Genomic DNA, 26,008 nt, shown 5'->3' on the forward strand with positions numbered 1-26,008 from the left:
GTTCTGTGCTAATAAAGTTGCTTCTTCATTTCTTCTTTTTTATAAATTTCTATCATATGAAAATGTTTTGCTGACTAATTACAAAGAGAACGCCCGGTTAAGGACGCTCTCTTTGATTTAATCGAACCGGTACGTCCAGAATTGTTCTGTCCCGAACCGGTACCGGATCTCCTCATCTGTCAGTTCCCGGTTCCCAACGAGCTCCGCTGCCTGGAATTGCGTACGGTGTGCCTGAATTGAGGCCATTTTCTTCGCCAGGAATGCGGTTACGTCTACGGTTACATCTGCTTTCCCGATCATCTGCTCGTGATTGCTGGAGAACGCGTTGCAGTGTACAAGCGGCCGCTCTCCTACAGGGAGTTGGCTGATCGTCCGGATGACAGCGGCTCCTGTAGCATCGTGATCAGGATGCACACTGTACCCTGGATAGAATGTGATAACTAGCGACGGGTTGAGTTCCTTGAGCAGCGCTTTGACGGTATTGTCCAGCAATTGCTGGTCTTCGAACTCGATCATTTTATCGTGGAAGCCAAGCATCCTTAAGTCTTGAATGCCAATTGCATTGCTAGATGCTGTAAGTTCTTCCTTACGGATACCCGGTAAGGTGACACGGCTCGCGAACGGCGGAATCCCCATGTTTCGCCCCATCTCCCCTAAGGTCAGACAAGCATAGGTAACCTCAGCACCGCCTTCTATGTACTTTGCTAATGTCCCTGCTGCAACGAATGATTCGTCGTCGGGATGGGGGAACACAACTAAAATGCGCTGATGTTCAGCTCGTGTAATATTCATGACTTCTCCTCTGCTTTTCATCAGAACTTTTCCCGGCTTAGTTGCAGCGCAACCATTAACTTTCCTTGACCGTCGTGCCCAGCCATGATGAGCCGTTCGTTATCTAACTCATCAACGTGTGTAAGGCCCTCCGCATAAATCCAGCCCTGTGTTGTCTTTAAGCCTACCCGGTATGGACCTGTGCCGGAGATGGAGCCCTGTGTATATCGCACAACCGCATTGGAAATAAACGCTGACGCCGGGTGCCGGGTACTGTCAAGGTGACTGGTGTAGGCGCCTGTTGTGACTTCAAGGTGTACGTAGAGATCCTGACCGGCAAGACGGTCGATCTGACTCTGTATCTCTGTTGGATGAATCAGTTGCATGGCAACCTCCTTGTGTGTGATAACGTGAAGTATGGTGTTATTTTAACACAAGTTCAGTAGAATAGTCTTATAGTGTCTAAGTACCCCGCAAAGCCGACCCGCCATCCAAAAAGTTGTTAGTAGTATTATAATATCGCTCAAGGGCTACTCCGTATTTAGTAATCGTAAAATTCACCTGCCAAACTTCAATCCCTTTGTTTATACATTGCTGCACCTGTGTCTTGATATAGTCAGAGTTAGGGGAATTCCCGGGAACGGTGTAGCTGGAGCAGGGATAGATAAAGCATGACAATAAAATAGCGCGCTGATGGTTTTCTAGACTGTTGGCAAGCTCATTAATATGCTTAAGAAAGCGGTCTGTAGATTTAAAAGGAGTTACTTTTTTCCTTTTGATATGCGGTGGATAATCTACCATTAAATTCTGCAAAGGTGTCTTGACCTCTAAGTAGGTATCCCCTACCAAGAAATCTAATTTGGATTGTCCTAACCACCGTTCGCGCTGTACATCATCATAATCGGAAACCATTTCCGGAAATTGACGGTTCATTAAAAAATGCTCGACATACCGGTTAGCAGCATTTTGATTAATGCCTATCCATGTTTTGTGTTCTTGTTGTGGCGGGTCCAGAGATACTGCCTCCACTGTAAATGGTGTCTTTCTATTTGCACTTTCGCTACTAGACAGAAGACAGGGGATTCCAGTTAAATCCAATTCACCGATTCTTCCTGTGGTCGGGCAATGGCATCTAACCCGCTCATCTTCAACCTGTACATCCATTGTAAACTGGCTATTCCGCTTCACAATCATTCCCTCTATGAGCGGAGAAGGAAAATAAATATCCGTATCATTCATAAAGCAGTCCACCTTCACACAGATAATTAGAAAATGAAAAAACTTGAGAAGTAACGCTAAGTACCCGCTCTTCTCTTTTGAAATATTACAAAAACGCTACTGACATCAGTGTGTCAGTAGCGTTTTGTATTCTTCTAATCCTGTTGTAAAAACGTCCGGGTCCGCTCAAGCTGCGGGCTGCCAAAGATCTGCTCCGGTGTTCCCGTTTCGGCAATCTCCCCGTTGTCCATGAAGAATACACGGTCCGCTACATCGCGGGCAAAGTTCATCTCATGCGTGACGATCATCATCGTCATATTCTCCTCCGCAAGCTGGCGGATAACCCGCAGCACCTCGCCGGTCAGTTCGGGATCAAGCGCGGACGTCGGTTCGTCAAACAGCAGAATGTCCGGGTTCTGCATCAGCGCTCTGGCAATAGCAACCCGCTGCTTCTGCCCGCCCGACAGCATGGAGGGGTACACGTCGGCCTTATCGGCTAGGCCCACCTTGGCGAGCAATTCCTTGCTTTTGGCGGTAATATCCTGAATACTCTCCCGCTTAAGCGTTCTCGGGGCAAGCTCCAGATTTCCCCGTACGCTCAAGTGGGGGAACAGATTGAAGTGCTGAAACACCATGCCCATGGTCGCGGTAATCTCCCTGATGTCTGCGCCACTGGCGTATTTGCCGTTCTCTACCAGCGGCTTGCCGTGGATTAAGATGCTTCCGCCGGTAACCTCCTCCAGATGCACAAGACTGCGGAGCATCGTGCTTTTTCCGGAGCCGGAAGGCCCGATTACCGCCACGACTTCTCCCGGATTGACATCAAAGGTTATCCTTTTCAACACATCAAGACTGCCGAAGGCTTTCTGCAATTGTTTGACTTCAATCATACTACTCATAGTTGGACAGCCCTTCTACTCAAATTTGAAACGTTTCTCCAGTGCCTTGAAGAACAGCGTCAGGATTAGTGTCATCAGCAAATAAATAACGCCGGCTACTACAAATGGGGTCACCGTAAAATCACGGTTCACCGCCGTCTTCGCGTAATTCAGCAGCTCCGGTACGGCTACGGCATAGAGCAAAGCGGTGTCCTTGACCAGGGTTATCGACTCATTGGCAACCGCAGGCAAGGCGATCCGGAACATCTGGGCGAGAATTACCTTGCGCAGGGTCTGCCATTTGCTGAGTCCGAGAACCTTGGCCGCTTCATGTTGTCCTTTATCAATCGAGAGCAGCCCGCCGCGGAAAATCTCGGCAAAATAAGCGCCATAATTAAGGATAAAACCAAGACTGGCTGCGACGAAGCGGTCCATGACCAGATACTGGCCGATCACCGGAATCTGGGGCAGGCCGAAGCAGAAGAACAGCAATTGCAGCAGAAGCGGAGTTCCGCGCATAACGTAAATATAAGTGTGTGCGATCCAGGCCAGTGGTTTGATGGTGCTCTTGGCCATCAGCGTCACCAGCATCCCAAGCGGAATGGATATCACGATGACAATCAGGAACAGCAGAACGGTCGTCCGCGCACCCTCCAGCATTGGTCCGGCAATCTTAATAATATAATCCATATTCATTTCTACAACCGACTCCTATGGGTAACCATCTTAGTTTAGTACTTTGTTCTCTCCGAACCACTTCTTGGAAATTTCGGCAGCCTTTCCGTCACTGCTCAGTTCGTCCAGAGCCTTCTGCAGCTCAGTCAGCAGCGCTTCATTGCCCTTCTTAATCCCGATGCCGTATTGCTCAGGTGCAAGCGATTCATTCAGCAGCTTGTAAGTACCCGGTTCCTTGGACATGTAGTATTTAGCCACCACTTCGTCAATGACCACTCCATCCAGCCGTTTGGACTTCAGATCCGTCAGGGCAAGCACATTGTCCGGGAATTCGGATACAGTGGCAATCTTTGCCTTGACCGGGCTGGAATTCAGGGCGTCGGCAGCCGATGAAAGACTTTGCAGTCCGACTTCTTTTCCCGCCAGATCATCCAGCTTCGTTAGCGGCGAATCCGCCAGCACAACAACAACCTGGCTGTTCTCCAGATAAGGCTTGGTAAACAGCACCTTCTCCTTACGCTCGTCCGTAATGGTGTATCCGTTCCAAATCATATCAATGCGTCCGCTGTTCAGCTCCGATTCCTTGGACGACCAGTCAATCGGCTGGAAGGTAACCTCCTTGCCCATTTTCTCAGCCGCTGCTTTTGCATAGTCTATATCAAAGCCGACAATTTCATTGTTGTCATCTCTGAAGCCCATCGGGGCAAACTTGTCATCTATACCAATTACCAGCTTGCCGTCCTTGCCGCTTGAACCGGAGCAGCCCGCTATTACTGCAATTGCCATAACTATTAATAATACCAATAACCCCTGTCGTTTCATCTCTCTAATCCCCCTAGTAAGTACACACAGTATCGCGCGCTTTAGTTCGTTAACACGTTATCAGGTTATCATAATAACATATCATGTGAGCTGCGTCGATAGCTGCATAATGATAGAAATGCAAAAAGTGACTCTCTGCGGAAGAGAGCCACTTTGTTTACGCATATGTTCCTTTAAATTGCTACATCTTATAAATGTATTTGACCTTGTTATTGATGAAGTATAAGTACACGTTGCCGTAGACGAGATATCCCAAATCTTCATTAATGCTGTCAGGATCACCCCAGGCAAGGAAAACCTCCGCCGGGTTCATGCCGACGATGACCCGTTCTTCACGGATAGCCGCCCATGCTTTATCGCTGATGGTAGTGACGCTGCGCGGATTTTTAAAATAAAAAAGTTTGGTAATGGATTCATACCGGTTACCGCCCGGCTCTATCTTCATATTGATATCCTGCCCATTTGCCCGGCGGATGATGATCTCCAGATTTCCATTATTAGGATTGGAACGAAGGTCTTTGATCGAAGCCTTCTCCATGTTCTTAAAAGGGCTGTTGGCAATTTCCGAATTTATCACCCATACCGTCTGCCCGTTAAAGAAATTCCTCAGTGCTTGGAGCAGTTCTCCGGTGTACAGGGTATAGTTCTCATACGTGTCCAAATCCAGTGTCCAAATGGTTCCTGCTTCATTCTGCATGGTGAAGGTCAGGCTGACATTATCATACTGGACATCCGTCACCCAATGGCTTCCCGGGTGCCCGTACAAGTAGACCTTTTTGCCGACAGCAAGGCCCATGGTTCCGGGAAGCTTACTGATTGCGTACAGCATGCTATTGCTCTTTGTTTTGCCCTCCTCTGTGCTCCAGATAAACAAAGATGCCGCGCTGGAGGCGTATTTACCGTCAATGGCTCCCAGCTTAAGCAGCGTTTTGAAGGCGACATAATTGGAATTGTTGTACAGGACTGAATTGTCCTTGCTTAGCTTGGCGCTTCCTTTGCTGCCGCTAATGGTTACAACAGAGCCGGCAGAGGCAACAGAAATATCCGGGATTTGATTCAAAAGCTTCACCGGCACATAAGAAGAACCGTTGACGAGCACTGACTTGGACGCCGAGATGATGAGCTTGCCGTCTACAAACGTTGAGATTTCCTCATATGACGGTGCAGCGGCTGCGGAAGCCCGTCCGGTACCGGCAGGATAACCCAGACCGATCAAGAGCAGCAGGGTGGTGAGCAGCATTACAATTTTTTTCATAGATGTTCTAATTCCTTCCCCCAATGTATGTATGCTGTCCGGCTGAATGCCGGAACAGCTCAATATGATTTCGACGGGAGACCAATAATTTCCTTCAAAATAGTTGATTATTCCCTATAAGCTGACATTAATTTTAATGGAGTCCCAATCCATTCTTAGCCTGTTGTTTCCCTGACTCAAGTATGCTGTCGCGCTGGAGGGTCTCAGTGCTTCACCTGAAGATTCTCCAGCCCCCACGGTTATTAAATATAAAGTTTATTGGGTATAAACTATAATATGCTATATTCACAGGTCCGGTTTTTCCTGCTAACATCAATTGTAAGCGGTTAAATAAGCGAATGCTTCCGAAGTGGTGAAGCATTGCTGACAAAAATATTAGGAGGAACTAACGTGACCAAGCCCGTGCAGCAAAATGAGCCAATTGTAACACATATGTATTCCGCGGACCCTTCCGCACATGTATTTGAAGGCAAAATTTATATTTATCCCTCCCATGACCTCGATCAAGAGATGATCTCTAATGACAACGGCGATCAATACAATATGGAGGATTATCATGTTCTGTCCCTGGAGGAAGAAGGCTCCGTTTGCGTAGATCACGGCGAAGCGCTTCATCTGAAGGATGTTCCATGGGCCAAGCAGCAAATGTGGGCTCCCGATGCCGCTTACAAGAATAATACCTACTATTTGTATTTTCCGGCGAGGGACCATGACGATATCTTCCGGATTGGCGTAGCGACAAGCGCCTCCCCTTCCGGGCCGTTTAAGCCCGAACCGGACTATATTCCCGGCAGCTTCAGCATTGATCCCGCCGTACTCGTCGATGACGATGGCAAAGCTTATATTTACTTTGGCGGTCTGTGGGGAGGTCAGCTTGAAAAATGGCAGACCGGCACGTTTATCGGGGATGCCGAGGGGCCGGATGCAGCAGCACCTGCACTTGGGCCAATCGCAGCGGAATTGAGCGAGGACATGCTGAGCTTCAAGAGCGAACCCAAAGAATTATCCATTGTCGATGGGAACGGCGATCCGATCCTTGCCGGCGATGAAGAGCGAAGATATTTCGAAGGTCCATGGGTACATAAATATAATGGTTATTATTATCTTTCTTATTCCACTGGCACTACCCACACTATCGTCTATGCTATCAGCAAAAATCCGCTTGGACCTTATGTATATCAAGGCAAGATTCTCACACCGGTGGTAGGCTGGACAACGCACCATTCCATTGTTCAATTTAAGGAAAAATGGTATCTGTTCTACCATGACAGCTCCTTATCCGGGGGGGCCGACAATAAGCGCTGCGTGAAATTTACGGAGCTGAAATATGGCGATGACGGCACCATTCAAACGATCCATCCATACAAGGATGCCATAGTGTAGATACAGAACAAGCGGCTGTGCCGCCTTTCGAGGCGGGCACAGCCGTTTCTGTGTTAACTTTGAGGTATGCTGTCCACAACATATTCGAAAAAATCAAAATCGGCGTAGTGCCGGTGCTTCACACGGTCGGCACAGGTCAGGCCAACAAAGCTGCCTGTAAACTCGCCATACCTGCTGTATTCATCAGAGAATTTAGTGGTATCGAAGTTATCTCCTATTCGTGCATACACTGTGCCGTCATAACTCCATTCGAACCAAAGCCTGCGGTCTCTGATATTCAGACGCAAATAAACCGGAACGTCATCTACGGGTACACGGGTGCTCAATAACTCGGCCTTCTCCCCATTCTCCAAATGAATAATGGACAAGGCGCTTTGTCCTAGCGTTTCGCTGTAGTATTTTCTCAAATTGATATAGTTCATGTTGTCATAATACAAAATCAGTCCGGCGCTATGCTGAGGCACTTCAGGCGTGAACTCCATTTGGGTTGTCACCATTGCATATACGGATGTCAGTTTGCGGGCCAATATGCTTACCTTATTAAGAGAAGTTCTTGATTCCTGACCGCGGATTCTCACATAGCCTGGACGCGCCTGAACATCTGCGAAGCTGCCCGGCATGATTCTTGGCGCATAATATTGTATCCCCAATTCCTCTGAATCAAAATGATCCAATGAAGGCAGCTCCTTCACCGGATATTCCGGCAACTGGCTCTCAGGCACGTATTCCTTGGCGAGATTAGTACCATCCTCCATCCTGAGCCACCCGTCAGCGGTCCATGCCATTTTCTGAATGGCTGTCTCGCGTCCCAGCGTACACCGAAGCTCCGGTACGAACGGCCGTGCACACAGGTGCACTAAATACACTTCACCAAGCTGAGTTTCCACATAGCTCCCGTGACCTGCTTTTTGCAGCACAGCATCCGGGTTGAAATATTTAGGCTTTAGATGATCCGGGTCATGTCTTTCATAGAAGTCGCCCGGTATGGAGGTCACGATTGGATTCATTGGATCTTTTAAGTAGGGCCCCCACACGTTTTCGGCTCTTCCCATAGTTACACTGTGACCATACCCGGTACCGCCTTCAGCGCACATAAGATAGTAATACTCCCCGCGTTTTGTGAGATGCGGTGCTTCAATACAGCCTCTGTCGGTGCCGCCTGTCCATATTCTTGTTGGATAACCTACGATTTCTTTACGCTCCGGGGAATACTCTGCGAGACAGATCGCACCCGGCTTTTCGTAGCCCTCCCGGGTCTCCCATTCCAAGGATACAATCCACTTCTTCCCATCCCCGTCATGCAGGATTGAGGCGTCAAACCCGGACGAATGCAGATATACCGGCTCACTCCACGGGCCTGTGATGTCTTTTGAAGTAATCAGAAAATTATCGACATCAAAGTATCTCGCATTCATGGAATTCTTGACACCGTATACAACGTAGAACAGCTCTTCCTTTTCACTGTAGGTCAGCGAAGGCGCCCAGATGCCTTTGGCGGAAGGCAGCTTCTTCAGATCCACGGCAGTATCATCTGTCAGCACATGTGTGTACAGCTCCCAATTCTTCAGATCCTTGGAATGATAAACCGGAATCCCGGGGAACCACTCAAATGTAGATACCGCAAGGTAATAATCGTCGCCTTTTCGGCAAATGCAAGGATCGGGATTAAATCCGGGAAGTATAGGGTTTCTGATCATTTATTGGACTCCTTCCTAACGCTCTACGGGATACCAGCCAAGGCTTACAGATTTACCTAAATCCCAGCTATCCCATCCGATCCAGCCTGGCTCATTAACCGTGTCCAACAACAATTTATAGTTCCAATAAAAATGGCCGCTGATTTTCTTCCACGCTTCCAGTTGTACTGTCGCAACCTGGCTGTACAGCTCTCTTCGGCTGTCGGCATTCAATTTGTCTTCACTGGCTCCAACGCCGTTAACCGGTGACAATCCCCCTGCGGTGTCGATCCCGCAGCCATAGGAATTGAACAGGCTCCACTCCCCGCAGATGATTGGGAAATACTCCTGCATTTCCTCAATATCCTTGCTGAAATACTCTTCGACAAATTTTGTATACCCTTCGGGAGATTGCTCGCAGCCGTACACTTCAGCCATCATCAAATATTGATGCGTGTCCAGCACGACATTTATAAATTCTGCTTCTCTCATGAAGTCCTTCCATGCCTTCAGCTCGAAACCATCATGAATGACAATCACCTTGTCCTCGGGAAGATAACGGCGCATTCTGCGGTAAGCGTCTACATAGAATGAGCGCAGAAATTCCAAGGTAATCGGCGCACTGCCTGCCGCCAGCTCCGGATCTACCGGTGTATACCGGCCCTGAATATCCATTGCATTCCAGGTACGCTCGGTAATCGGCTCATTCAGAACCCCTATGCCCCAGAGACTGGAGTGTGTGCCGTATCGCGCGGACAGCTTTTCAAGCAGGTTCAGCGCAAATTCTACACTCTCAGGCTGCTGTGCCCATCTGCATACCCCGGAAATGCCTCCATTATCGAACCCATTCTGGCTTCCCGGCACAGTGTGAAGATCAATCAGTATTTTTATATTGTATTTCTCTGCCCATGAGAAGGCTTTATCCAGCTCTTCTACACAACCGATGAATGGCGGACAATCTCCCATAATAAAGTACGGAACAGGGATGCGCACCGCGTTCATTCCAAAAGAACGAATCGTTGCAAAATCCCGCTCTGTGATATATTCGCGGCGGTGCAATTGAATACGCGCCTCATAGACCTCGCGGGAAAGCTGGGTTGGCAGATAGTACTCATCCTCAGCCGTAGTCCCTTCGAAAAGCCCCGGACTCATCCACTTCTCTAGCACCAGCCAATTTCCAAGATTTACACCATTAATATACATACAAGTGCCCCCTTCTGGACTGCAAATGGTAGGTTATAAATAAAGTGTAGTTGGCCGGCAGTCTATCATATATCACAAATTACATAAATATATCATGGAACTCAGTTTTTATTTTTGGTAGACTACTGTTGAGCGAAGGGGGAAGTTATATGAGTGCCTATCCTATGAGTGAGGACATATTGCCGGACAACAAAATCGCTACCCAGGCAGAGCAAGCTGTGAATAAGCACTTTTCACATATATTGTTTCAAAATCAGGAAGTAGGAAAAATGCACAATCCATACGATCAGGAGGTCCGGGAAATCAGCAGTATTCGCAGCGGGGATGTTAAGCAGCTCGAAAAAAGCATAAGCGAGAATATCAGCGGTCATTATGGTGTGCTCGCCAAAGACAATCTTCGATCCATAAAAAATATATGTATTGTGGTAATCACACTGGCAAGCCGTGCCGCTATTGAAGGCGGGGTTACTCCTGAGATCGCTTATTCACTTAGTGACAGCTATATCTACACAATTGAAGAGTTATCTGACCCGCAAACGATACAGCGGCTATGCCGCAGAGCAGAGTTCGAGTATACCCGGATGGTTCATCACATCAAACAACAGCGATCCGGCAAACCCGCAATGAAGAGCAGCAATCCCCGGGTTAAGCAGTGTAAGGACTATATTTTCAAACATCTTCATGAGAAAATCAGCATTAAAAATATTGCCGAAGAACTAAAGATGAATGCAAATTACTTGGCAGAGCTGTTCAGTCAAAGCGAGGGGATCACCATCAGGGATTTTATTATGCAGGAAAAAGTAAGCCTGGCTAAAAATCTGCTGATTTACTCAGAGTATTCATACAGTGAAATCGCAACCAGCCTGGGCTTCTGTTCCCAAAGCCACTTTGGACAAAATTTCAAAGAGGTAACTCGGCTCACACCGCGACAGTATCGTGAAGTATATGGTGTCAAGAGGTCTGTCTAGGGTTTATAATTCCGTAATGAATAAGGTCCTCGAATTTATTTTCTTTAAAGACATGCTGCTGTAATAATACGCCTTCTTGCACCATGCCCGATTTCTGCATAACCCGTCCAGAGCCTGGATTTGAAGCGAAATATCTTGCATATACTTTGTGGTAGTGCTTTTCTGAAAAAGCAAACTGAGTGACCGCTTTTGTTGCTTCAGTTGCATATCCGTTACCCCAGTTCTCCTCCCCTATCCAATATCCAAGCTCGCCATTTCTGTGTGTTAGGTTATTGGTGAGTCCTATGGCTCCATAAAGCTCGTTAGTACTTTTGTCAGTAATGGCGAACTCATAGGACTTATTATTGTTGAAATGTTCTTCATGTGTCTGAATCCAGGATACTGCACAATCAATGGGGTATGGATAAGGCAGAGTCAATGTGCTTTTGTAAATATTGTAGTTATTGCAGAGCCCGGTGACACGTTGTGCATCGGACAATTCGAATGGTCTTAAAATCAATCTTTCGGTAGTAAGTGTTCGTTTCTCTTGATCGTACATTGATTTACCTCCGCCTAAGAATATAAATTGAACTATAGATTATCATATCTTGGTCTGGTCGTAACTGCGGGGAATGTTTGGACTTCCGGCCGCTGTTGTCTGCAGATTTCTTGATTGTTACCGCTCTTCGCGGTTGAAATCCGCAGACAAAGGCGGACGCTATCGCTCCGTAAGTATCCAAACTTCCCCTCCGTCACTTCGGCCCTTTATATATTTTCTTTAGTTCAACTTACATATTTAGTCGTTACATGAGTTCGTGCCGGCTCCGCCGTCGGTTCTGGAAGGTGACAATCTCCCGCAGCCCCGCCTGCTTCAGCATCTGTAGCTGCTGTTCCGTATAGCCGCCGAGGTCGTCAGGAAAGTGGGCATCGGTTGAGGTCGTGAGAAGCACGCCTTTGGCTGCCAATACCCCGAGAAAAGCTGGACTTGGGCACATTTCCTTGATCGGATAGCGGTACACCATTCCGGCGTTGATCTCGGTGGCCGTGTCATGCGCAATTAGCAGGTCTGCAATCCGCTCATACATCGGCAGCAGCCGCTGCTCGTCCGGGCGGTAGCTGAAGGCCTTGAGGTTATCAAGGTGGGCAACAATATCGAACAAGCGCGACGAAATCGCCCCACCGACAAGCTCGAAGAACCGGGTGTAGAGAGCTTCCAGATCGAATTGTTCAAAATGCTTCTGCGTTGCCGGATTGTCAAAGCCCCAGCCATCTACAAAATGCACCGAGCCGATGACATAGTCGTACGGCTGTTCCGCTAAGATCCCGCTTAGCTCCTGCTCGCAGCCCGGGAAATAATCGGCTTCAATGCCGAGCCGCAGCTCAATTCCTTCCCGCTGCCATTTCTCCTTCTGGCTCTGAATGCAAGCTACAAAACCGTCCACCTCTGCCATGCACACCTGCTCCAGCCATTCCCGCTGCAAGCGGCCTATCGGGCTATCATCCAGAAGCATGTGCTTCTCGTAATAGGCTTTGTATTCCGTGAACCGGTATAGATGATCGACGATGCCGACAGTGTGCATACCGAGCTTCTTGGCTTGCTTCAGATACAAGTCCAGCCACTCATCGGTATAAGCCCCGCCTGAAATGCGCCGTTCGAGCAGACGGAAGCTTTCCTGCATCCAAGCCAGTGTGTGCATTTTCTCGCCGCTATCAGTCATAGCTGTCAGGCTCTCCAGCGTACGCTGCAGCCATCTCGGCGAATACGGCCCTTCTTCCAGATGAAGATGAAAATCTACTTTCATTTCATAAGCCCTCCTGATGTGTTCCTATCAATGCTAGTCAATGACGCTGCCATCCTCCAGCCTGATCCATGTCTCGAAGCGCCGCTCCCCTTCCAATAGCTGAATGACGCGCGCGCCCCGCTGGAGCGCCCCGTATGTGTTATGCCCGGTAACCCGGCCGTAGGCCAGCTTAATTCCGTGCAGATCACCTATGTAATCATTGTCATGATCGTGCCCGGCGAAGGCTGCCATCACATCCCCCGCTTCCAGCATCGCCGCGAACCAGCCGCTGTTCACTTTGGAGCAGCAGACCATTTCGCCTTTTCTCCCCGCTACGCTGCCCGATTGCCACACTTCATGATACTCGGGAATGGGAATGTGCATAAAAGCCAGTGCAGGCAGCACCCTGCCGTTTCTCTCCCTAATCTTGGCTGATTCCCGGGTATACCAGGCGACCTGATCGGGATGAATCCAGGCATATCCACCGATTGCTTCAGGCGCATATTCACCCGAATCCACGAAATACAGCGCTGCTGCTTCCCGGTCTCCCGAATGGCTGAAGAGCGACAGCACGTAATTGCCTGTACCGTGGATCTCTTCCGGCCCGGCTTCAGCCATACAGAACTCATATTCTGTCAAAATCTCCTGCAGCTCCGGCCGGGTCACTCCCTTCTCCGAATCGTGGTTGCCATAGATCACGGCAAAGGGCGTTGCCGCCCGTGCCGCAATCTCAATGACCCGGCGAAAGGTAGCCTTGGGGTCGACCGTATCATGGCTGTAAATCAGGTCGCCGCTGAACACTGCCAGATCCGGCTGCTCGGTTTCCATAATGCGTTTCATAAGGGCCAGTGTCCGGGCATCGTGCTCCGGGTTGATCCCGTCTTGAAGATGAATATCGGTAAATTGCACAATCTTAAAGGTTCCATCCGCGTGGAAGGAAAGGCGCCGCTTGTTCATTTTGAACCTCCTGGGATTCAAATTCTCGTCTTCGAGCTTTTCGTGTTGTTTTATGTGTTTTTAAGTTGTTTCTTGTGTTCTTTTATTTAAAAATAGCATTAATAGACAAAAGAATGCAAGAGAAACTTTCTTGCCTAAGAACGATTCGCCGGGATCTGGAGGCTTTGAAATGCCTTGACTCCTTCTGCAAAGCGCCGTAATCCATCTTCAAGACGAGCTTTCGGACAGGCGTAGTTCATTCGAAGGAACGTGCTGCCGTTTCCGCCAAACATGGACCCTTCCGAAACATACAGCCCCGTTTCTTTTCTTAGATATTCGCATAAGGCTTTTGTATCCCGGGTTACAGCCCTGCAATCTATCCAGGCCAAATAGGTGGCTTCCGAATGAATGACTTCAAGCTCCGGGAGCTGACTTGCTATCAAATGTTCAAGAAGCTGCCTGTTCTCCATTAGATAGCTTAATAATGCATTAAGCCAAGGTTCGCCTTCTGTAAATGCTGAAATGGCCGCTTCAATCGCAAAAGCATTAGGTTCAGCAGCCTCATCTGTATTAATCCCCCGATTTACGAGCGCCCGTAGTCCCGGATTCGGCACGATAATACTCGAAGATTGTATTCCCGCAAGATTAAATGCCTTCGTTGGCGCTACACAGGTGATGCAATGCTGGGCAATTTCTTCTGAGACCGATGCAAAAGGAGTATACCGATATCCGAGATGGGTTAGATCACAATGAATTTCATCGGACAGGATAAGGACATTGTGTTTGATGCACAGGTTTCCCGCCTTTTGCAGGTCATCGTTGTCCCAGACCTTGCCGATTGGATTATGCGGATTGCAGAAAATCATCAGCGTGGTTTCGGGGGCAGCCAGCTTTTCTTCCAGGTCGTCAAAATTAATTGAATACGTATGCTCCGAATATACCAACTCACTTACGAGAACGTTTCTCTGATTATTTACAATAGAGTTGTAAAAGATATTATATACAGGGGCCAGCACCAGCACATTGTCACCGGCCGTGGTCATTTTGCGCACGATGGAGGAAATCGCCGGCACCACACCTGTGCAGAACATTATCCATTCGTGATGAACATGAAAATGATGTCTCCTGTCCCACCACTGGGCAACCGCCTCATAATAGGCATCCGGCACGGAGGTATAGCCAAAGATACGGTGGTCTAACCTTCGTTGAAAGGCCTCGATCACTTCAGGGGATGTCTCAAAGTCCATATCCGCTACCCACATGGGCAGCTCCTTGGAGCCAACGTCCCATTTATACGAGTTTGTGCCGAAGCGGTTCGTCATTTTATCAAAATTATAATTCACAAGGTTCACCTGCCTGCTCCAGCTCATACCGGGTATTTGCGGCAGGGATATCTTCATCATCCAGGATCAGTTCGCCGATGTCCTTCGCCTTAATCCTTCCGGCCATCGGGTTCTTCACACTGTCAATCTTTGTTGCCGTATCCACATCAATCGTCGAATATTCAAAGGCCAAATCCGTATGGATGAGCTTTCCCTGCTTAATGACCAAATGATCCATATAACACATGCCTTGATTGCTTTCAATGGTACAGTTGATAAAGGTGATATTCTTGGAGTTCCAGCCGAGATACTCGCCAATGATAAGCGAATCGTACACTGTAACATTCTCACAATTCCAAAAGGCGTCTTTTGATATCAGCTTCGCATTACGGATTTCTATATTCTTCGCACCATCAAACGCATAATTTCCTACCAGGGTCAAATCATCAATTTCAATATTCTGGCTGTTCATTCCAAAATAATCTCCATGTGCGGTCACATGCTCCAAGCACACACCTTCACAATTCCATAAGGTCTCCTGCGCATTGGGCAGATTGACATTTACCAGGCGGATACCGCTTGAACGCCGCAATGCCTTAGGCGCATCTATAATACTGTCATGGATGGAAATATCGCGCGTATACCAAATTCCCGAGCGTGCCATTTCCAGAAATGTGCTGTTTTCCACATGAATGTGTTCGCTATACCACAGCGGATACTTCCATTTAAAAATACTATGATGAATCGAGATATCGCGACTTTCTTTCAGGGGCGATTCACCATCCGCAAAAACAGAATTCGTGATTACAAGCTCTCTGCTTTTAAAAAGCGCCCGCTCTCCGGTTAGCAGTTGTTGATCCAGTGTTCTCAAGGTTATTCCTCCCATCTCTTAAAGCCAGCTTACACCTTGAAGTTAACTCCAAGTCAAATTGAGCTCAGCTTCCCATTCAAGCAGTTTATCTTCGTAGTTATTAATTTTTCCATCTAATTTCTTGACTAACCTGTCGATTTCGCTCCGTTTCCCGATCAGCTTCTCTCTTTCGTGGACCAGGATTAATTTGCGTGCTTCGATGGTATGCTCCCCTTCGATGAATAAAGAGGTATATTCAATCAGTGCCTCTATGGATAAGCCGGCATCCCGCATGCATTTTATGAATTCAATCCATTTGATATCTTCCTGATGATAGTCGCGCACGCCGCTTACATTTCGGTTAACCGGAGGAATTAAGCCTATCCGTTCGTAATATCTCAGAGTTGAAGCCGCCAGACTGAACTGATGGGCTACTTGAGCAATATTCATTTGTTCTCTCCTCGTTTCTTACAATAAATTTCAATCTTGCATTGAAGTCCACTTTAAGGTCTATACTTCTACCTGAACCCATGAAAAAATGAAAGGAATGACGGATATGACAAAAAAACAGACAGCCGGACGGGACCTGCTGGGCGAATTTGCGCCTAAATTTGCTGAGCTAAACGACGATATTTTATTTGGTGAAGTATGGTCCAGGGAGAAGGAATTATCTCCCCGCGACCGCAGCATGATCACCGTTTCCGCATTGATTGCCGGAGGTAACTTTGAACAATTGACTCCACATCTTCATAAAGCGAAGGAAAACGGAGTGACAAAAGACGAAATCGCGGAGATTATTACGCATCTTTCGTTCTATACGGGCTGGCCCAAAGCCTGGTCTGCATTTAACATTGCCAAAGAAATCTTCAAAGGCTAAAGAAAGAAGGAATACAATATGGCTAATGAACAGTTGAGCAACAGTACGATCTTCCCGCTAGGACAAAAGGTTCCCGCAAATTTTATCGGTGATGCTTACCTGCAAATGGTGTTTACCGATGCTGCCCCGCTCAATGCACCTATTGGAAATGTGACCTTTGCTCCGGGCGCTCGCAATAATTGGCACTCTCACAAAGTCGGCCAAGTCTTATTGGTGACAGGCGGCGAGGGCTGGTATCAGGAAGAAGGAAAGCCGGCGGAGCTGCTAAAAACGGGGGATGTGGTGAATATCCCGCCAAATGTGAAGCACTGGCATGGCGCTACCAGAGAGAGCTGGTTTGTACACTTGGCCATCACGCCGGGTGAAACAGTATGGCTGGAGCCTGTTGACAGCGAATGGTACGATAAGCTCTAAAAAAACGCATCGGGTCCACGGATTCGATGCGTTATTTTTTATAGTCACGTGAACGCCCATAATGAGAGCCGCACTGGAACCCGTAATCACCGTGGCACTCGGACTGCCCCGGCGTTAATAATTATAGAAAAAGCTATTATTCTTTCAATAGTTAAAATCCTTGGATTCGTTGATTACTGCACAAAAGAGAGCAAAATGTTTATTTTCAGAACGGCTTAGATTTTCAGGAGGATTGCATTTTGCAATAGACAAATAGGGTTTCAGAGCTTGGGGACAAGCTCTGAAACCCTATTTTATACCGTTCTCTTATATAAAACCGGTATTGCCGCTGCTATAAGGATCATCCCCATAAAAGCGGGTGCGGCAGACCCAAGCGATACATAGATTTGACCTCCAATGACCGGCCCGATCATTCTTGCCAGAGCCTGAATAGATTGGCTGCCCCCTTGAATTCTTCCTTGTTCGCTAGAATCAACAGACTTGGAGAGCATCCCGTTGAATGAAGGCCCGAAGATCGAATCACCAAACCCAAATACAAACATTCCAGCGATAAAAAGCGGATAGAATGCGAACAAAGCAGATAGCGCAATAAGACTGTAGCCTATAATCTCCGAGACCATTCCAAGAATTGCTATCCGTTGATCACTAAGTCTCTTCAGAAGCTTTGGCATGATGAAGCCCTGTGAAAGGATGTCCTGGACGCCCATAATTGAAAACATAAGTCCGATTAGTGTTGGCTTCCAACTAAAAGTATCCATTGTAAATTGTGAAAAAACGGCCTGTAGAGATCCGTTCGGTATCCAGAGTAAGAACGCTGAGACAAGCAGCCTATTTAAGTTTTTCATGGACAACAGGCTGGCAAGCTGTGCAAAGGGATTCAGTCTCACAAAGGTAATCTCTTTCAGTCTATGGTTCTTATCAAGGCTCTCCGGCATAAAAAAGCAGCCGTACACAACATTCAATAATGTTATTGCCGCTCCAAAATACATGGGTACAGCATAACCAAACTTGGCAAGCAATCCGCCCAGCGTCGGGCCAATGACGGTGCCTGCACCTGCAACCGCACTCACCCACCCAAAGTATTTGGTTCTCTGCTCTGGAGGAATGATGTCTGCAAAATATGCGAAGATTGTGCTTATGCTCCCGCCTGTTATACCTTCTATTATGCGCCCGGCGAACAGTACCCATAGAGCCCCTCCTATGCCGAAAACCAAGTACCCGATTGCGGAACCTAAAAGACATACTAAGAGCAATGGGCGGCGGCCATATTTATCGCTTAAAGCTCCAAGTACGGGGGCCGCAAAAAATACACAGAATGCATAAATAGAGGTCAGCAGCGTAACAACTATAGCTTGTTCTCCCGGATTGCTGATATATGGCTGCACTAAGAACGGGACGACAGGTGCTATAATGCTGAACCCTATTCCGCAAAGAAACACTGAGATAAGACCGAAGATTAAAGCATGTGTATCTACGGTTTGTTCTGTGTTCTGTTCGTGGTGTGATCTAAATTTAGTCATGTAATTCTCCTTCAAAAGTTGTTTTTTTGTTTCCTTGGAAACATATTCATCGTAGCGCTAGTTTGTTTCCTTGTCAACAAAATAATAGCAATAAAAAAGCAGCCCGCTCTTAATAGAGCCTGGCTGCCTGTGGTTTCATTCACATTATCCAAATTTATTCTGCCTTGCTATCTACACCCAGTTTCTTAATTTCCGCATCCAAATGCCTGCTGTACTTATCCAGGAAGCTAAGCATACTGTCAAATTGTTCCTCGGTGACCTGCTCAAATACAGCCTTATCCCGCTCTTGAAATTCTGTGTGCAGGTCTTCATGAATTTTATAAATGACCTTCCCTTGCCCAGTAAGCCTGAAATAGATTTCTTTCTTGTTATCCGGCTTCTGGTAGCTTTCGATAAGGCCTTTATTGATAAGCTTCTTAGTTAGTTTACTTATGGCACCGCGGGTCATATAAAAAGACTCCGCAAGGGTTGTGACGTTGGAATCTGCATTCTTTTCAATGTATTCGATGCAATGTACTTCAGAAGATGTATAACCCTTAAGACTGTCTTCCATCTTATCCTTATTAAGCCAAACCATCTTGTTATACAAGTCCCTGAAACCCATTAAGACCTGGTCCTCTTTGTTCATGGCCTGTCCTCCCACCTGCTCATGCAGCGACAACATTATAATAAACTTTTGTTTCTATTTCAACAATCCGTTTTGGCTTTTGGCTGAACCCGGGAGACATACTGCGATACCCCACCCGCAATTAGAACAGCAATCGCGCTAATCCAGGTAATATCCATGACCGATAAGCCCGAAGTTGTAATTCCCCCTATTCCGGCACCCGCCGCGAAGCCAAGCTGTACAAAAGAGCTATTCAGACTTAGCAGAATACCCGACGCTTCAGGGGCAAGCGACATCAGATTGTAGTTCTGCGTCGGCCCGAAGGTCCAGCAAGCGATCTCCCAGAGCATAAGCAGCAGAATCGTTGCGAAAGTCCATCCTGGATTGAGGGCTAATAGTAACAGCGCAACAATTTGAACGGTCATCGAAGCCCGGATGGTCCGGTTGGTTCCAAAGCGGTCTGCCAAGAAGCCGCCAAGTCTGGAACCGATTAAGCTCGCAATGCCCATGGCTAGAAGAATAGCACTGATTCTCTCCTTCATCTCCGGTAAGGCGGAGGCCAGATATGGCGTGATATAGGTGTTGATTATTGAATAGTTAATAAAAATAAAGAAGGTTATGCCAAGCGTAACCGTAACTTTTGGATTTTTCAGGTGGGCAAAACGTTTGCTTAAAGGGATCGCCACTTCTCCCCCTAATGCTGGTATCGTCCTTGCAACAGTGAAGATTGCCAGCAAGCTGAGAATCCCGATCGCCCAGAAGATCGTTCTCCAGTCATGGGATACAGCAACAATACGTCCGATGGGAACCCCAAACACAAGTGATGAGCTATACCCCATCGCAACCGTTGACATCGCTCCGCCTTGACGCCCGGGCGAAGCCAGCTTTGCAGCTATGGCATAGGCGGATACGACAAATACACCCGTTCCTGCTCCTGTAATGATTCGAGAAGCCATAAGGAAGCCGAAGCCTGGGAGAGCCAGCATTGATGCAATACCAAGCACAATGATTCCAAGAGCCATCAGCAATTGATTTCGCTGGTTCATCTTCGCTGTTGCCACTATGATCAAAGGGGAGCCGATGGCATTCCCTATTGCAAATACAGTGACAAGCTGGCCCGCTGTCGACACCGATACTGAAGCAGCCTCCGCGACTTTATCAAGCATGCCCACGATGCTGAATTGGGAAGTGCCGACGAGGAAGCTGATTAAGGCCAGCATATAGATTTTTAATGCGTTTTTCAAAACATTACCCTACTTTCTTCTATAAGATTGCATATTATTTGTTCTTGCATTATTTTGCAGACATCTTGAATGGCGTCTTTTTATTATGCCGCAATGCAGCACAAGACCGATATCCCAATCGTCTTGAATCATTGCCTAATTCTCTCATGAGTACATACACAATGTATGAAAGCCGATTATAATTGAGATCATAAGCTTCAAGGAGGATAAGATGACCGAGAATATACTTCAACAGCAGACCGAATTGGCCAGACTGATCGGGCAGCACTCAGGCGACAACGGAGTTTTCGAAACTGCAATCCCGTCTTTATTTGTTATCCGCTATACCCATGTGTCCGAACCGGCTTATAGAGTCTACAAACCCTCATTATGTGTCATCGCCCAAGGTTCAAAAGAAGTGCTGCTGGCCCAAGAGCGTTTTGAATATAGCTCAGCCGAATACCTTATTTCCTCTATGAATCTGCCGGTGGTTGGCCAGATCATCACAGCTTCACCAGAGGTTCCTTATTTAAGCTTCAAGCTCGAATTTACACAGGATCTAATTTTAGAAGTCATGAATGATTCCAAGCTTCCAATCACTTCCAAGGAAAATGCAAAACGGGCGTTATTTGTTGGAGAGATGGAGTTTTCTTTGATGGATGCGATCCTCAGATTAGTCCGTCTGTTAGACAGCCCTAATGACATCCCTTACCTCGCCCCTCTGTTCATCAAAGAAATTCTGTATAAGCTTTTGAGAGCCCGATCCAATTCCAGAAGCAGCTCAGATTGCACGAGGCTAGGCGCATCTTGTTATCTGAATCTGCGGAAGCGGCAGATGTTGCCTTTCGGGTAGGATATGAAAGTGCCTCCCAATTCAGCCGGGAATATACCCGTATGTTTGGAGCGCCTCCCCGGACAGACATCAAACAATTGATGGAAAAATACGATTCAAAGAATGGTTCAACCTCAGAATCAGTGCTTGATTATTAGCACAACATCCGATGGCGGTTACATTCGATCAGAATACCCGCCTTATAGCGACTGCGATTCCTTGTAAAATAATGGCGGCGTTGAAAGGCTTTAATTCGATTGTGGCGGCCCTCTACGGTTGCGTTTGTCCATCGGCATAGATGGTAATTTACGATCTCCTCTTGCCAATTACGCATGGTCTTTAGCGCACTTTGGACGGCGGCGTGGTCGATCTGATCGCCTTGCTTACACCAACGCTCAAATCCCAGCATGGCAACGACATAGCTAGGCGAGCAATCATACCAAGTCGTGAACGCTTCTTTCCATTCCCACACGCTGCGCAGCAGCGGGGAGTAGCTCAGTATGGCGTCCAACTTCTTTTTGCTTTCCTCGTTCAGCGCTTCGGCAGGCGGATTCAGGAGGCGATGGTTCGCTTTCAGGTATGCTTTGGCACGCGGCGACAGTGTAGGCTGAACGGTTTTCCGAACTTCTTGCACGCTTTCAATTACATAACCGTGAACATGAAACCGATCTGCGATGCGAATCGCTTTCGGAAAACACTCGCCAATCCAAGTGTGGTAGGCCTGAGCCAGATCCATAACCACTGCCTTCGGGTGAAGCAGAAGGAACTCCGGATGTGCCTGGGCATACGCCCGCAGGGCTTCCAGCTTTCGGCCCGGCAGCAGGTCCAGCATCGTCTCGCCTTTAAGGTTGTGAATGCCGGTGTTATACGTATGACCTTTCTTGATCGCGAAGTCATCGACACCCAGAACCAATTCAGACGTTCCTTTGGCTTCTTCCCACACTTGTTCGTAGAGCGCATCGCTAACGTCAGGAACCGCCTCGTTATGCATACGTTGTACGGTACTTGCCGGCGCTTGCTGCATCCTGGCGCTATGCGCGGCCGTGGATCCAAGAGCCTGTTCGACCGTGTGGGAGCGAAGAAGCCTGCTGTAACGTTGTTTGGGACCAACGAAATCATATATCCATACGAACCCGGCTTCGCAGCTATTACAAAACATGCGAATAGTCGGCACGTGCAGATAGGTTTTCTTTTCAAAAACGGATAGATGTCGGACGGTTCGCATACCATTGCTTCCCTTCCGAATGACTTCTTGATCCGAAGCGCAGCATGGGCAGATTTGCTTGTCATCTAACGGCACGGCTTCTATGTGAACTTCATCCTCATGAACGGATAACAGTTGGTGAATCTTTAGCTCTGGTATGTCGAGCAGTTCGTTGATATACTGAGTTGGCATCTGTCTATTCCTTTTGTTGTGGGTGGGGACTTACAACAATACAGGATTAGCAGATGTTTTTCCAATTTTATCCGATATTCATTTCGTCAAGCACTGATTTCTGTTTTGAGCCCAAAGAATAGCAATATTTTTATGGCTGACTAAAACACAATAAAATGCAAATAAGCCGGCGGCAATAACCCCTGAAGGAATGTCTCTGGTCACTACGCTGCCCGCCCCGCTTGTTAGGCGCAACGTCAAGCGTATTTAGCCTCATTGGAGGAAATTTGCAATGCCATGTCGAATGGTAGAACCATTATGAAGAAAACGAAAATATGGATGATATGTGCAATATTTATGGTCGTTTTGACAACGCTGCGTTATGAATGGCTGCAATATACGCTGGCTGCGAACTATCCTGTTGCGGAACGCGGTGTCCTGGATTTGCGGGGATGGGAATCTCTAAGCAAACATTCTTTGCCGCTGAATGGCGAATGGGAATTTTATCCGGGTGTACTTCCCTTCAAGAATGGCAGTTCAATGACCGGGCTTCAATCCCCGAAGCAATGGGTCCAGGTTCCGGGCAGCTTACTTTACACAGAGGATTCATCTGGCAAGGGGAAGCATGGTTCGGGTACTTACCGCTTGAGGATTCTTGTGGACCCGGACAAGGGAGAGTCTTACGGCGTCCACATCACAAGGATAAAAAGTGCGTCAGAAGTATACATCAACCGCGAGCTGCTTGGACACTCTGGACATCCGGGACTGACCAGAGACAGCTATTCACCGCTGGAGAAACCGTATACGATGTATTTTACATTAACAAATGAGAGAGAAATTGAACTGATCATACAGGTCTCCGATTACGACAGCATTCGCGGCGGCGGGATTGTTCATTCCGCTACCTTGGGACTAGAAGATGTACTTAGAAAAGACATGAAATTAGAAGAAAATGTGCTCTGGATCGCTTGTGTGGCGTATGCCCTTCATGCCCTCTACGGATTTTTATTATATATATTAGGAGCACGGAATAAGCAGTTGCTGTTCTTTTCCATGATGGTGATTTGCGTCATACTTGCTACGCTGCTAACCGATGTACGGCTATTGTATCAGTGGCTTCCCTTGTCCTATGTCTGGGGGTACAAAATTATTTATATCGTTATGCTGTCAGGCGCGTTTTTTTTGCAGCAATTGATTAAGGACAAGTTCCCTGCGTGGTTACCGGCCCGGGCGGTTCAAGTCTACAATTTTCTGTGCGGCCTTGCGGTTGCGGCGGTCTGTCTTCTGCCTTTACGTATTGTGCAGGGGTATGAGGTCCTGTTCTTTGCGCTAATGTTCATTCCTTGTCTGCTTATGCCCTTTGTGATGTACAGATCAACGGTCAAGCAGGTGACGGATAATATTTATCTGCTCCTGGCCGCGCTTGCTGCGGTTAGCAGTATGATTTGGCTGGTTATATACGAAAAAGCCCGGATGGAGGTTCCCTCATATCCGTTCGACCTGATCATAGCGATGATCTGTATTGCGGCCTTTTGGTTCAAGCGTTTTATCGGGGTGTCACGGGACGCTCAGAAGCTCGCAGGTATCCTGCAAAAGGCGGACAACCAGAAGGACGAGTTTCTTTTCACAGTGGCCCATGAACTGCGCAATCCGCTGCACGGAATGATTAACCTCTCACAGTCGGTTGTCGATAGAGAACAGAATAAACTGGGGATTAACAGCGCAAATGACCTGCACCTGATGGTCAAGGTTGGCCGCCGGATGTCTTATATGCTGGACGATTTGCTGGATATGGCCAGGCTGAAGGAAAATCAGATTCATTTGCACTTTGAGGCTGTCTCCGTTCATGGCGTCACTTCCAGCGTGCTCGATATGCTTCGTTTTATGACAGAAGGCAAGCCGATTCAGTTGGTCAACCGCATCCCGGCGGATTTCCCTTCAGTATTCGCTGATGAGTACAGATTGAATCAAATCCTGTTCAACCTTGTACATAACGCAATTAAGTACTCCGATGCAGGCGAGATATCGGTGAATGCCGAAGTGAGAGACGGTCAGGCAAGCATATCGGTTGCAGATACGGGGATCGGGATGGATTCGGTGACAATGAGCAGAGTGTTCGAAGCGTATGTTCAGGCACCTTCGGATTCGGTCTCATCAATGGGAGGCGTTGGCCTGGGGCTTAATATATGTAAGCAACTGGTTGAAATGCATGGCGGAGCCATAGAGGTACAGTCGGAGACGAATGTAGGCTCGGTTTTTACTTTCACTTTAAGGCTAGATACTGAAGGGGCTGTTGGAAGGCTCACAACACCGCAGCCTGAAGCTCCCGATATAACTGCTGTAAGCAGTGAGGCTGCAGCTACTTCAACTGAGCCCCCTTCTGATATGGAGCTGGACCTCCCTTCGTCTCCTGACAGGATGCGGCTGATGGTTGTTGACGATGATCCGGTAAATCTTAATGTGCTAAGAGCAATTTTTGCGAATCAACCCTATGACCTCTATTCGGCTGTCAACGGCGCAGAAGCGCTGGCACTGCTGGAAAAAGGCGAATGGGACATCATTATTTCGGATGTAACTATGCCGGTCATGTCCGGATACGAACTGACAACGCGGATTCGCGAACGTTATTCCATTGCGGAGCTTCCAGTTCTTCTTTTGACAGCCAGTGATCGGGATAAGGATATTGAAGCGGGATTCCGGTCCGGGGCAAATGACTATGTAACCAAGCCGGTGAATGCAACGGAGCTGAAATCCAGGGTAAGGTCGCTGACCAATCTCAAACAATCGGTAAACGAAGGCTTGCGTATGGAAGCTGCCTTGCTGCAGGCACAAATCAAACCGCATTTCTTAATCAATACATTTAACGCAGTATCTGCACTCAGCAAGATTGATCCGGTCAAAATGGATGAACTAATTGATGAGCTCACCAACTATTTCAGGCTTAGCATAGATTTTCGGAATTCGGACCGCCTGATCACTCTAGACCGGGAGCTTAGTCTGATTCGTTCCTATCTGTATATCCAGCAGAAGCGGTTCGAGGACCGGCTTCAGGTTGTATGGGAGCTTGACGAGAATGTACAAGTCCGCATCCCTCCTCTGACCATTCAGCCGCTTGTAGAAAATGCGGTTACCCACGGCTTATTAAAGAGGTCATCGGGGGGTGAAGTGCGAATTAAAGTAACGGATATAGGCCGGGCTGTTGAAATTTCTGTATCCGATAACGGGGTTGGGATGGACGAAGAAACGCTGATCCATATTTTGGATATCAAGACAAACGGACGCACGGGAATTGGTCTGCTGAATACCGACAGACGGTTAAAACGCTTTTGCGGCAGTGCCCTGAGAGTGCAGAGCATCGTCGATTCGGGGACTGTTGTGTCATTCCGTGTGGAGAAGGAACATTAATAGCAAATTTACTTAGGAAAACAGCCGGGATCTCTCCG

24 protein-coding genes and 1 pseudogene are annotated in these 26,008 nt (G+C 47.7%); 6 read left to right on the forward strand and 19 right to left on the reverse strand.

From position 1 onward, the window contains the following. Window positions 1-117: 117 nt before the first annotated feature. The 7 genes from bshB2 to B212_RS0111845 form a co-directional block, all read right to left on the reverse strand. Window positions 118-792 (reverse strand): bacillithiol biosynthesis deacetylase BshB2, encoded by a 675-nt coding sequence (gene bshB2 / locus B212_RS0111815; RefSeq protein WP_028530770.1) that lies wholly within the window; start codon window positions 790-792, stop codon window positions 118-120. A gap of 20 nt (window positions 793-812) precedes the next feature. Next, window positions 813-1,157, reverse strand: coding sequence for a YojF family protein (locus tag B212_RS0111820; RefSeq protein WP_019910984.1), 345 nt, complete (start codon window positions 1,155-1,157; stop codon window positions 813-815). A 76-nt stretch (window positions 1,158-1,233) separates the two neighbouring features. Next, the gene (locus B212_RS0111825) at window positions 1,234-2,010 is read right to left on the reverse strand and encodes a DNA/RNA nuclease SfsA (protein ID WP_019910985.1); all 777 of its coding nucleotides are present in this window, start codon (window positions 2,008-2,010) and stop codon (window positions 1,234-1,236) included. Between the two features lie 134 nt (window positions 2,011-2,144). After that, window positions 2,145-2,888 (reverse strand): amino acid ABC transporter ATP-binding protein, encoded by a 744-nt coding sequence (locus tag B212_RS0111830; protein ID WP_019910986.1) that lies wholly within the window; start codon window positions 2,886-2,888, stop codon window positions 2,145-2,147. A 15-nt stretch (window positions 2,889-2,903) separates the two neighbouring features. Then, entirely contained in the window at window positions 2,904-3,563 is a 660-nt protein-coding gene (locus tag B212_RS0111835; RefSeq protein WP_019910987.1) for an amino acid ABC transporter permease, read from the reverse strand. Between the two features lie 30 nt (window positions 3,564-3,593). Beyond that, on the reverse strand, window positions 3,594-4,364 hold the full coding sequence (locus B212_RS0111840; RefSeq protein ID WP_019910988.1) for an amino acid ABC transporter substrate-binding protein: 771 nt from the start codon (window positions 4,362-4,364) through the stop codon (window positions 3,594-3,596). A 181-nt stretch (window positions 4,365-4,545) separates the two neighbouring features. Further along, window positions 4,546-5,619 (reverse strand): hypothetical protein, encoded by a 1,074-nt coding sequence (locus B212_RS0111845; RefSeq protein ID WP_019910989.1) that lies wholly within the window; start codon window positions 5,617-5,619, stop codon window positions 4,546-4,548. A gap of 390 nt (window positions 5,620-6,009) precedes the next feature. On the opposite strand from B212_RS0111845, the gene B212_RS0111850 reads away from it, so the two are divergent. Further along, window positions 6,010-7,002 carry a glycoside hydrolase family 43 protein gene (locus tag B212_RS0111850; protein WP_019910990.1) on the forward strand — a complete coding sequence of 331 codons (993 nt, stop codon included), beginning with the start codon at window positions 6,010-6,012 and terminating at the stop codon, window positions 7,000-7,002. Window positions 7,003-7,055: 53 nt separating this feature from the next. On the opposite strand, the gene B212_RS0111855 is transcribed toward B212_RS0111850, so the two are convergent. Further along, window positions 7,056-8,699 (reverse strand): glycoside hydrolase family 43 protein, encoded by a 1,644-nt coding sequence (locus B212_RS0111855; protein ID WP_019910991.1) that lies wholly within the window; start codon window positions 8,697-8,699, stop codon window positions 7,056-7,058. A 15-nt stretch (window positions 8,700-8,714) separates the two neighbouring features. After that, window positions 8,715-9,881, reverse strand: a complete 1,167-nt coding sequence (locus tag B212_RS0111860) for a glycoside hydrolase family 5 protein (protein WP_019910993.1) — start codon at window positions 9,879-9,881, stop codon at window positions 8,715-8,717. A 149-nt stretch (window positions 9,882-10,030) separates the two neighbouring features. On the opposite strand from B212_RS0111860, the gene B212_RS0111865 reads away from it, so the two are divergent. Then, on the forward strand, window positions 10,031-10,849 hold the full coding sequence (locus B212_RS0111865) for a helix-turn-helix domain-containing protein (protein WP_019910994.1): 819 nt from the start codon (window positions 10,031-10,033) through the stop codon (window positions 10,847-10,849). On the opposite strand, the gene B212_RS0111870 is transcribed toward B212_RS0111865, so the two are convergent. From B212_RS0111870 to B212_RS0111895, 6 genes are all read right to left on the reverse strand, one after another. Further along, window positions 10,833-11,387 (reverse strand): GNAT family N-acetyltransferase, encoded by a 555-nt coding sequence (locus B212_RS0111870; RefSeq protein WP_019910995.1) that lies wholly within the window; start codon window positions 11,385-11,387, stop codon window positions 10,833-10,835. The genes B212_RS0111865 and B212_RS0111870 overlap by 17 nt on opposite strands. Window positions 11,388-11,631: 244 nt before the next feature. Next, window positions 11,632-12,630 carry a histidinol phosphate phosphatase domain-containing protein gene (locus tag B212_RS0111875; protein WP_019910996.1) on the reverse strand — a complete coding sequence of 333 codons (999 nt, stop codon included), beginning with the start codon at window positions 12,628-12,630 and terminating at the stop codon, window positions 11,632-11,634. A gap of 33 nt (window positions 12,631-12,663) precedes the next feature. Then, entirely contained in the window at window positions 12,664-13,566 is a 903-nt protein-coding gene (locus B212_RS0111880; RefSeq protein ID WP_019910997.1) for a metallophosphoesterase family protein, read from the reverse strand. Between the two features lie 134 nt (window positions 13,567-13,700). Continuing rightward, window positions 13,701-14,888 carry a MalY/PatB family protein gene (locus B212_RS0111885; protein WP_028530771.1) on the reverse strand — a complete coding sequence of 396 codons (1,188 nt, stop codon included), beginning with the start codon at window positions 14,886-14,888 and terminating at the stop codon, window positions 13,701-13,703. Next, window positions 14,878-15,738, reverse strand: coding sequence for a DUF3737 family protein (locus B212_RS0111890; protein WP_019911000.1), 861 nt, complete (start codon window positions 15,736-15,738; stop codon window positions 14,878-14,880). The genes B212_RS0111885 and B212_RS0111890 overlap by 11 nt, the downstream gene beginning before the upstream one ends. Before the next feature lie 42 nt (window positions 15,739-15,780). Continuing rightward, window positions 15,781-16,167 (reverse strand): MerR family transcriptional regulator, encoded by a 387-nt coding sequence (locus tag B212_RS0111895; protein ID WP_019911001.1) that lies wholly within the window; start codon window positions 16,165-16,167, stop codon window positions 15,781-15,783. Between the two features lie 106 nt (window positions 16,168-16,273). Between B212_RS0111895 and B212_RS0111900 the strand changes: the two genes are divergently transcribed. Together B212_RS0111900 and B212_RS0111905 are read left to right on the forward strand one after the other, a co-directional pair. After that, the gene (locus B212_RS0111900; RefSeq protein WP_019911002.1) at window positions 16,274-16,594 is read left to right on the forward strand and encodes a carboxymuconolactone decarboxylase family protein; all 321 of its coding nucleotides are present in this window, start codon (window positions 16,274-16,276) and stop codon (window positions 16,592-16,594) included. An 18-nt stretch (window positions 16,595-16,612) separates the two neighbouring features. After that, window positions 16,613-17,008, forward strand: a complete 396-nt coding sequence (locus tag B212_RS0111905; RefSeq protein WP_019911004.1) for a cupin domain-containing protein — start codon at window positions 16,613-16,615, stop codon at window positions 17,006-17,008. 293 nt (window positions 17,009-17,301) lie between these two features. Here the strand turns inward: B212_RS0111905 and B212_RS0111910 are convergent, their stop codons facing one another. The 3 genes from B212_RS0111910 to B212_RS0111920 all read right to left on the reverse strand — a co-directional run bounded on the left by B212_RS0111910 (window position 17,302) and on the right by B212_RS0111920 (window position 20,379). After that, window positions 17,302-18,528, reverse strand: coding sequence for an MFS transporter (locus B212_RS0111910; RefSeq protein WP_019911005.1), 1,227 nt, complete (start codon window positions 18,526-18,528; stop codon window positions 17,302-17,304). 154 nt (window positions 18,529-18,682) lie between these two features. Next, window positions 18,683-19,156 (reverse strand): MarR family transcriptional regulator, encoded by a 474-nt coding sequence (locus B212_RS0111915; RefSeq protein ID WP_019911006.1) that lies wholly within the window; start codon window positions 19,154-19,156, stop codon window positions 18,683-18,685. Between the two features lie 59 nt (window positions 19,157-19,215). Beyond that, complete coding sequence (locus B212_RS0111920; RefSeq protein WP_019911007.1) at window positions 19,216-20,379, reverse strand: MFS transporter; 1,164 nt, start codon at window positions 20,377-20,379, stop codon at window positions 19,216-19,218. A gap of 211 nt (window positions 20,380-20,590) precedes the next feature. Between B212_RS0111920 and B212_RS31325 the strand changes: the two are divergent. Beyond that, window positions 20,591-21,348: pseudogene (locus B212_RS31325) on the forward strand (AraC family transcriptional regulator N-terminal domain-containing protein). Here the strand turns inward: B212_RS31325 and B212_RS0111930 are convergent. Next, the gene (locus B212_RS0111930) at window positions 21,345-22,586 is read right to left on the reverse strand and encodes an ISL3 family transposase (RefSeq protein WP_019909810.1); all 1,242 of its coding nucleotides are present in this window, start codon (window positions 22,584-22,586) and stop codon (window positions 21,345-21,347) included. The pseudogene B212_RS31325 and the gene B212_RS0111930 overlap by 4 nt on opposite strands. Window positions 22,587-22,883: 297 nt before the next feature. Between B212_RS0111930 and B212_RS0111935 the strand changes: the two genes are divergently transcribed. Then, window positions 22,884-25,970 (forward strand): hybrid sensor histidine kinase/response regulator, encoded by a 3,087-nt coding sequence (locus tag B212_RS0111935; RefSeq protein WP_036669276.1) that lies wholly within the window; start codon window positions 22,884-22,886, stop codon window positions 25,968-25,970. Window positions 25,971-26,008: the final 38 nt, after the last annotated feature.

The organism is Paenibacillus sp. HW567 (genome assembly GCF_000374185.1).
Classification (GTDB): Bacteria; Bacillota; Bacilli; order Paenibacillales; family Paenibacillaceae; genus Paenibacillus_AQ.

Excerpts from the sequence above, each read along its gene's own strand:
- B212_RS0111930 (WP_019909810.1), bottom strand. The coding sequence starts at position 22,586 with ATGCCAACTCAGTATATCAACGAACTGCTCGACATACCAGAGCTAAAG.
- B212_RS0111825 (WP_019910985.1), bottom strand. The coding sequence starts at position 2,010 with ATGAATGATACGGATATTTATTTTCCTTCTCCGCTCATAGAGGGAATG.
- B212_RS0111870 (WP_019910995.1), bottom strand. The coding sequence starts at position 11,387 with ATGTACGATCAAGAGAAACGAACACTTACTACCGAAAGATTGATTTTA.
- B212_RS0111910 (WP_019911005.1), bottom strand. The coding sequence starts at position 18,528 with ATGACTAAATTTAGATCACACCACGAACAGAACACAGAACAAACCGTA.
- B212_RS0111895 (WP_019911001.1), bottom strand. The coding sequence starts at position 16,167 with ATGAATATTGCTCAAGTAGCCCATCAGTTCAGTCTGGCGGCTTCAACT.
- B212_RS0111845 (WP_019910989.1), bottom strand. The coding sequence starts at position 5,619 with ATGAAAAAAATTGTAATGCTGCTCACCACCCTGCTGCTCTTGATCGGT.
- B212_RS0111875 (WP_019910996.1), bottom strand. The coding sequence starts at position 12,630 with ATGAAAGTAGATTTTCATCTTCATCTGGAAGAAGGGCCGTATTCGCCG.
- B212_RS0111915 (WP_019911006.1), bottom strand. The coding sequence starts at position 19,156 with ATGAACAAAGAGGACCAGGTCTTAATGGGTTTCAGGGACTTGTATAAC.
- B212_RS0111830 (WP_019910986.1), bottom strand. The coding sequence starts at position 2,888 with ATGAGTAGTATGATTGAAGTCAAACAATTGCAGAAAGCCTTCGGCAGT.
- bshB2 (WP_028530770.1), bottom strand. The coding sequence starts at position 792 with ATGAATATTACACGAGCTGAACATCAGCGCATTTTAGTTGTGTTCCCC.
- B212_RS0111840 (WP_019910988.1), bottom strand. The coding sequence starts at position 4,364 with ATGAAACGACAGGGGTTATTGGTATTATTAATAGTTATGGCAATTGCA.
- B212_RS0111865 (WP_019910994.1), top strand. The coding sequence starts at position 10,031 with ATGAGTGCCTATCCTATGAGTGAGGACATATTGCCGGACAACAAAATC.
- B212_RS0111935 (WP_036669276.1), top strand. The coding sequence starts at position 22,884 with ATGAAGAAAACGAAAATATGGATGATATGTGCAATATTTATGGTCGTT.
- B212_RS0111905 (WP_019911004.1), top strand. The coding sequence starts at position 16,613 with ATGGCTAATGAACAGTTGAGCAACAGTACGATCTTCCCGCTAGGACAA.
- B212_RS0111820 (WP_019910984.1), bottom strand. The coding sequence starts at position 1,157 with ATGCAACTGATTCATCCAACAGAGATACAGAGTCAGATCGACCGTCTT.
- B212_RS0111860 (WP_019910993.1), bottom strand. The coding sequence starts at position 9,881 with ATGTATATTAATGGTGTAAATCTTGGAAATTGGCTGGTGCTAGAGAAG.
- B212_RS0111900 (WP_019911002.1), top strand. The coding sequence starts at position 16,274 with ATGACAAAAAAACAGACAGCCGGACGGGACCTGCTGGGCGAATTTGCG.
- B212_RS0111855 (WP_019910991.1), bottom strand. The coding sequence starts at position 8,699 with ATGATCAGAAACCCTATACTTCCCGGATTTAATCCCGATCCTTGCATT.
- B212_RS0111835 (WP_019910987.1), bottom strand. The coding sequence starts at position 3,563 with ATGAATATGGATTATATTATTAAGATTGCCGGACCAATGCTGGAGGGT.
- B212_RS0111880 (WP_019910997.1), bottom strand. The coding sequence starts at position 13,566 with ATGAACAAGCGGCGCCTTTCCTTCCACGCGGATGGAACCTTTAAGATT.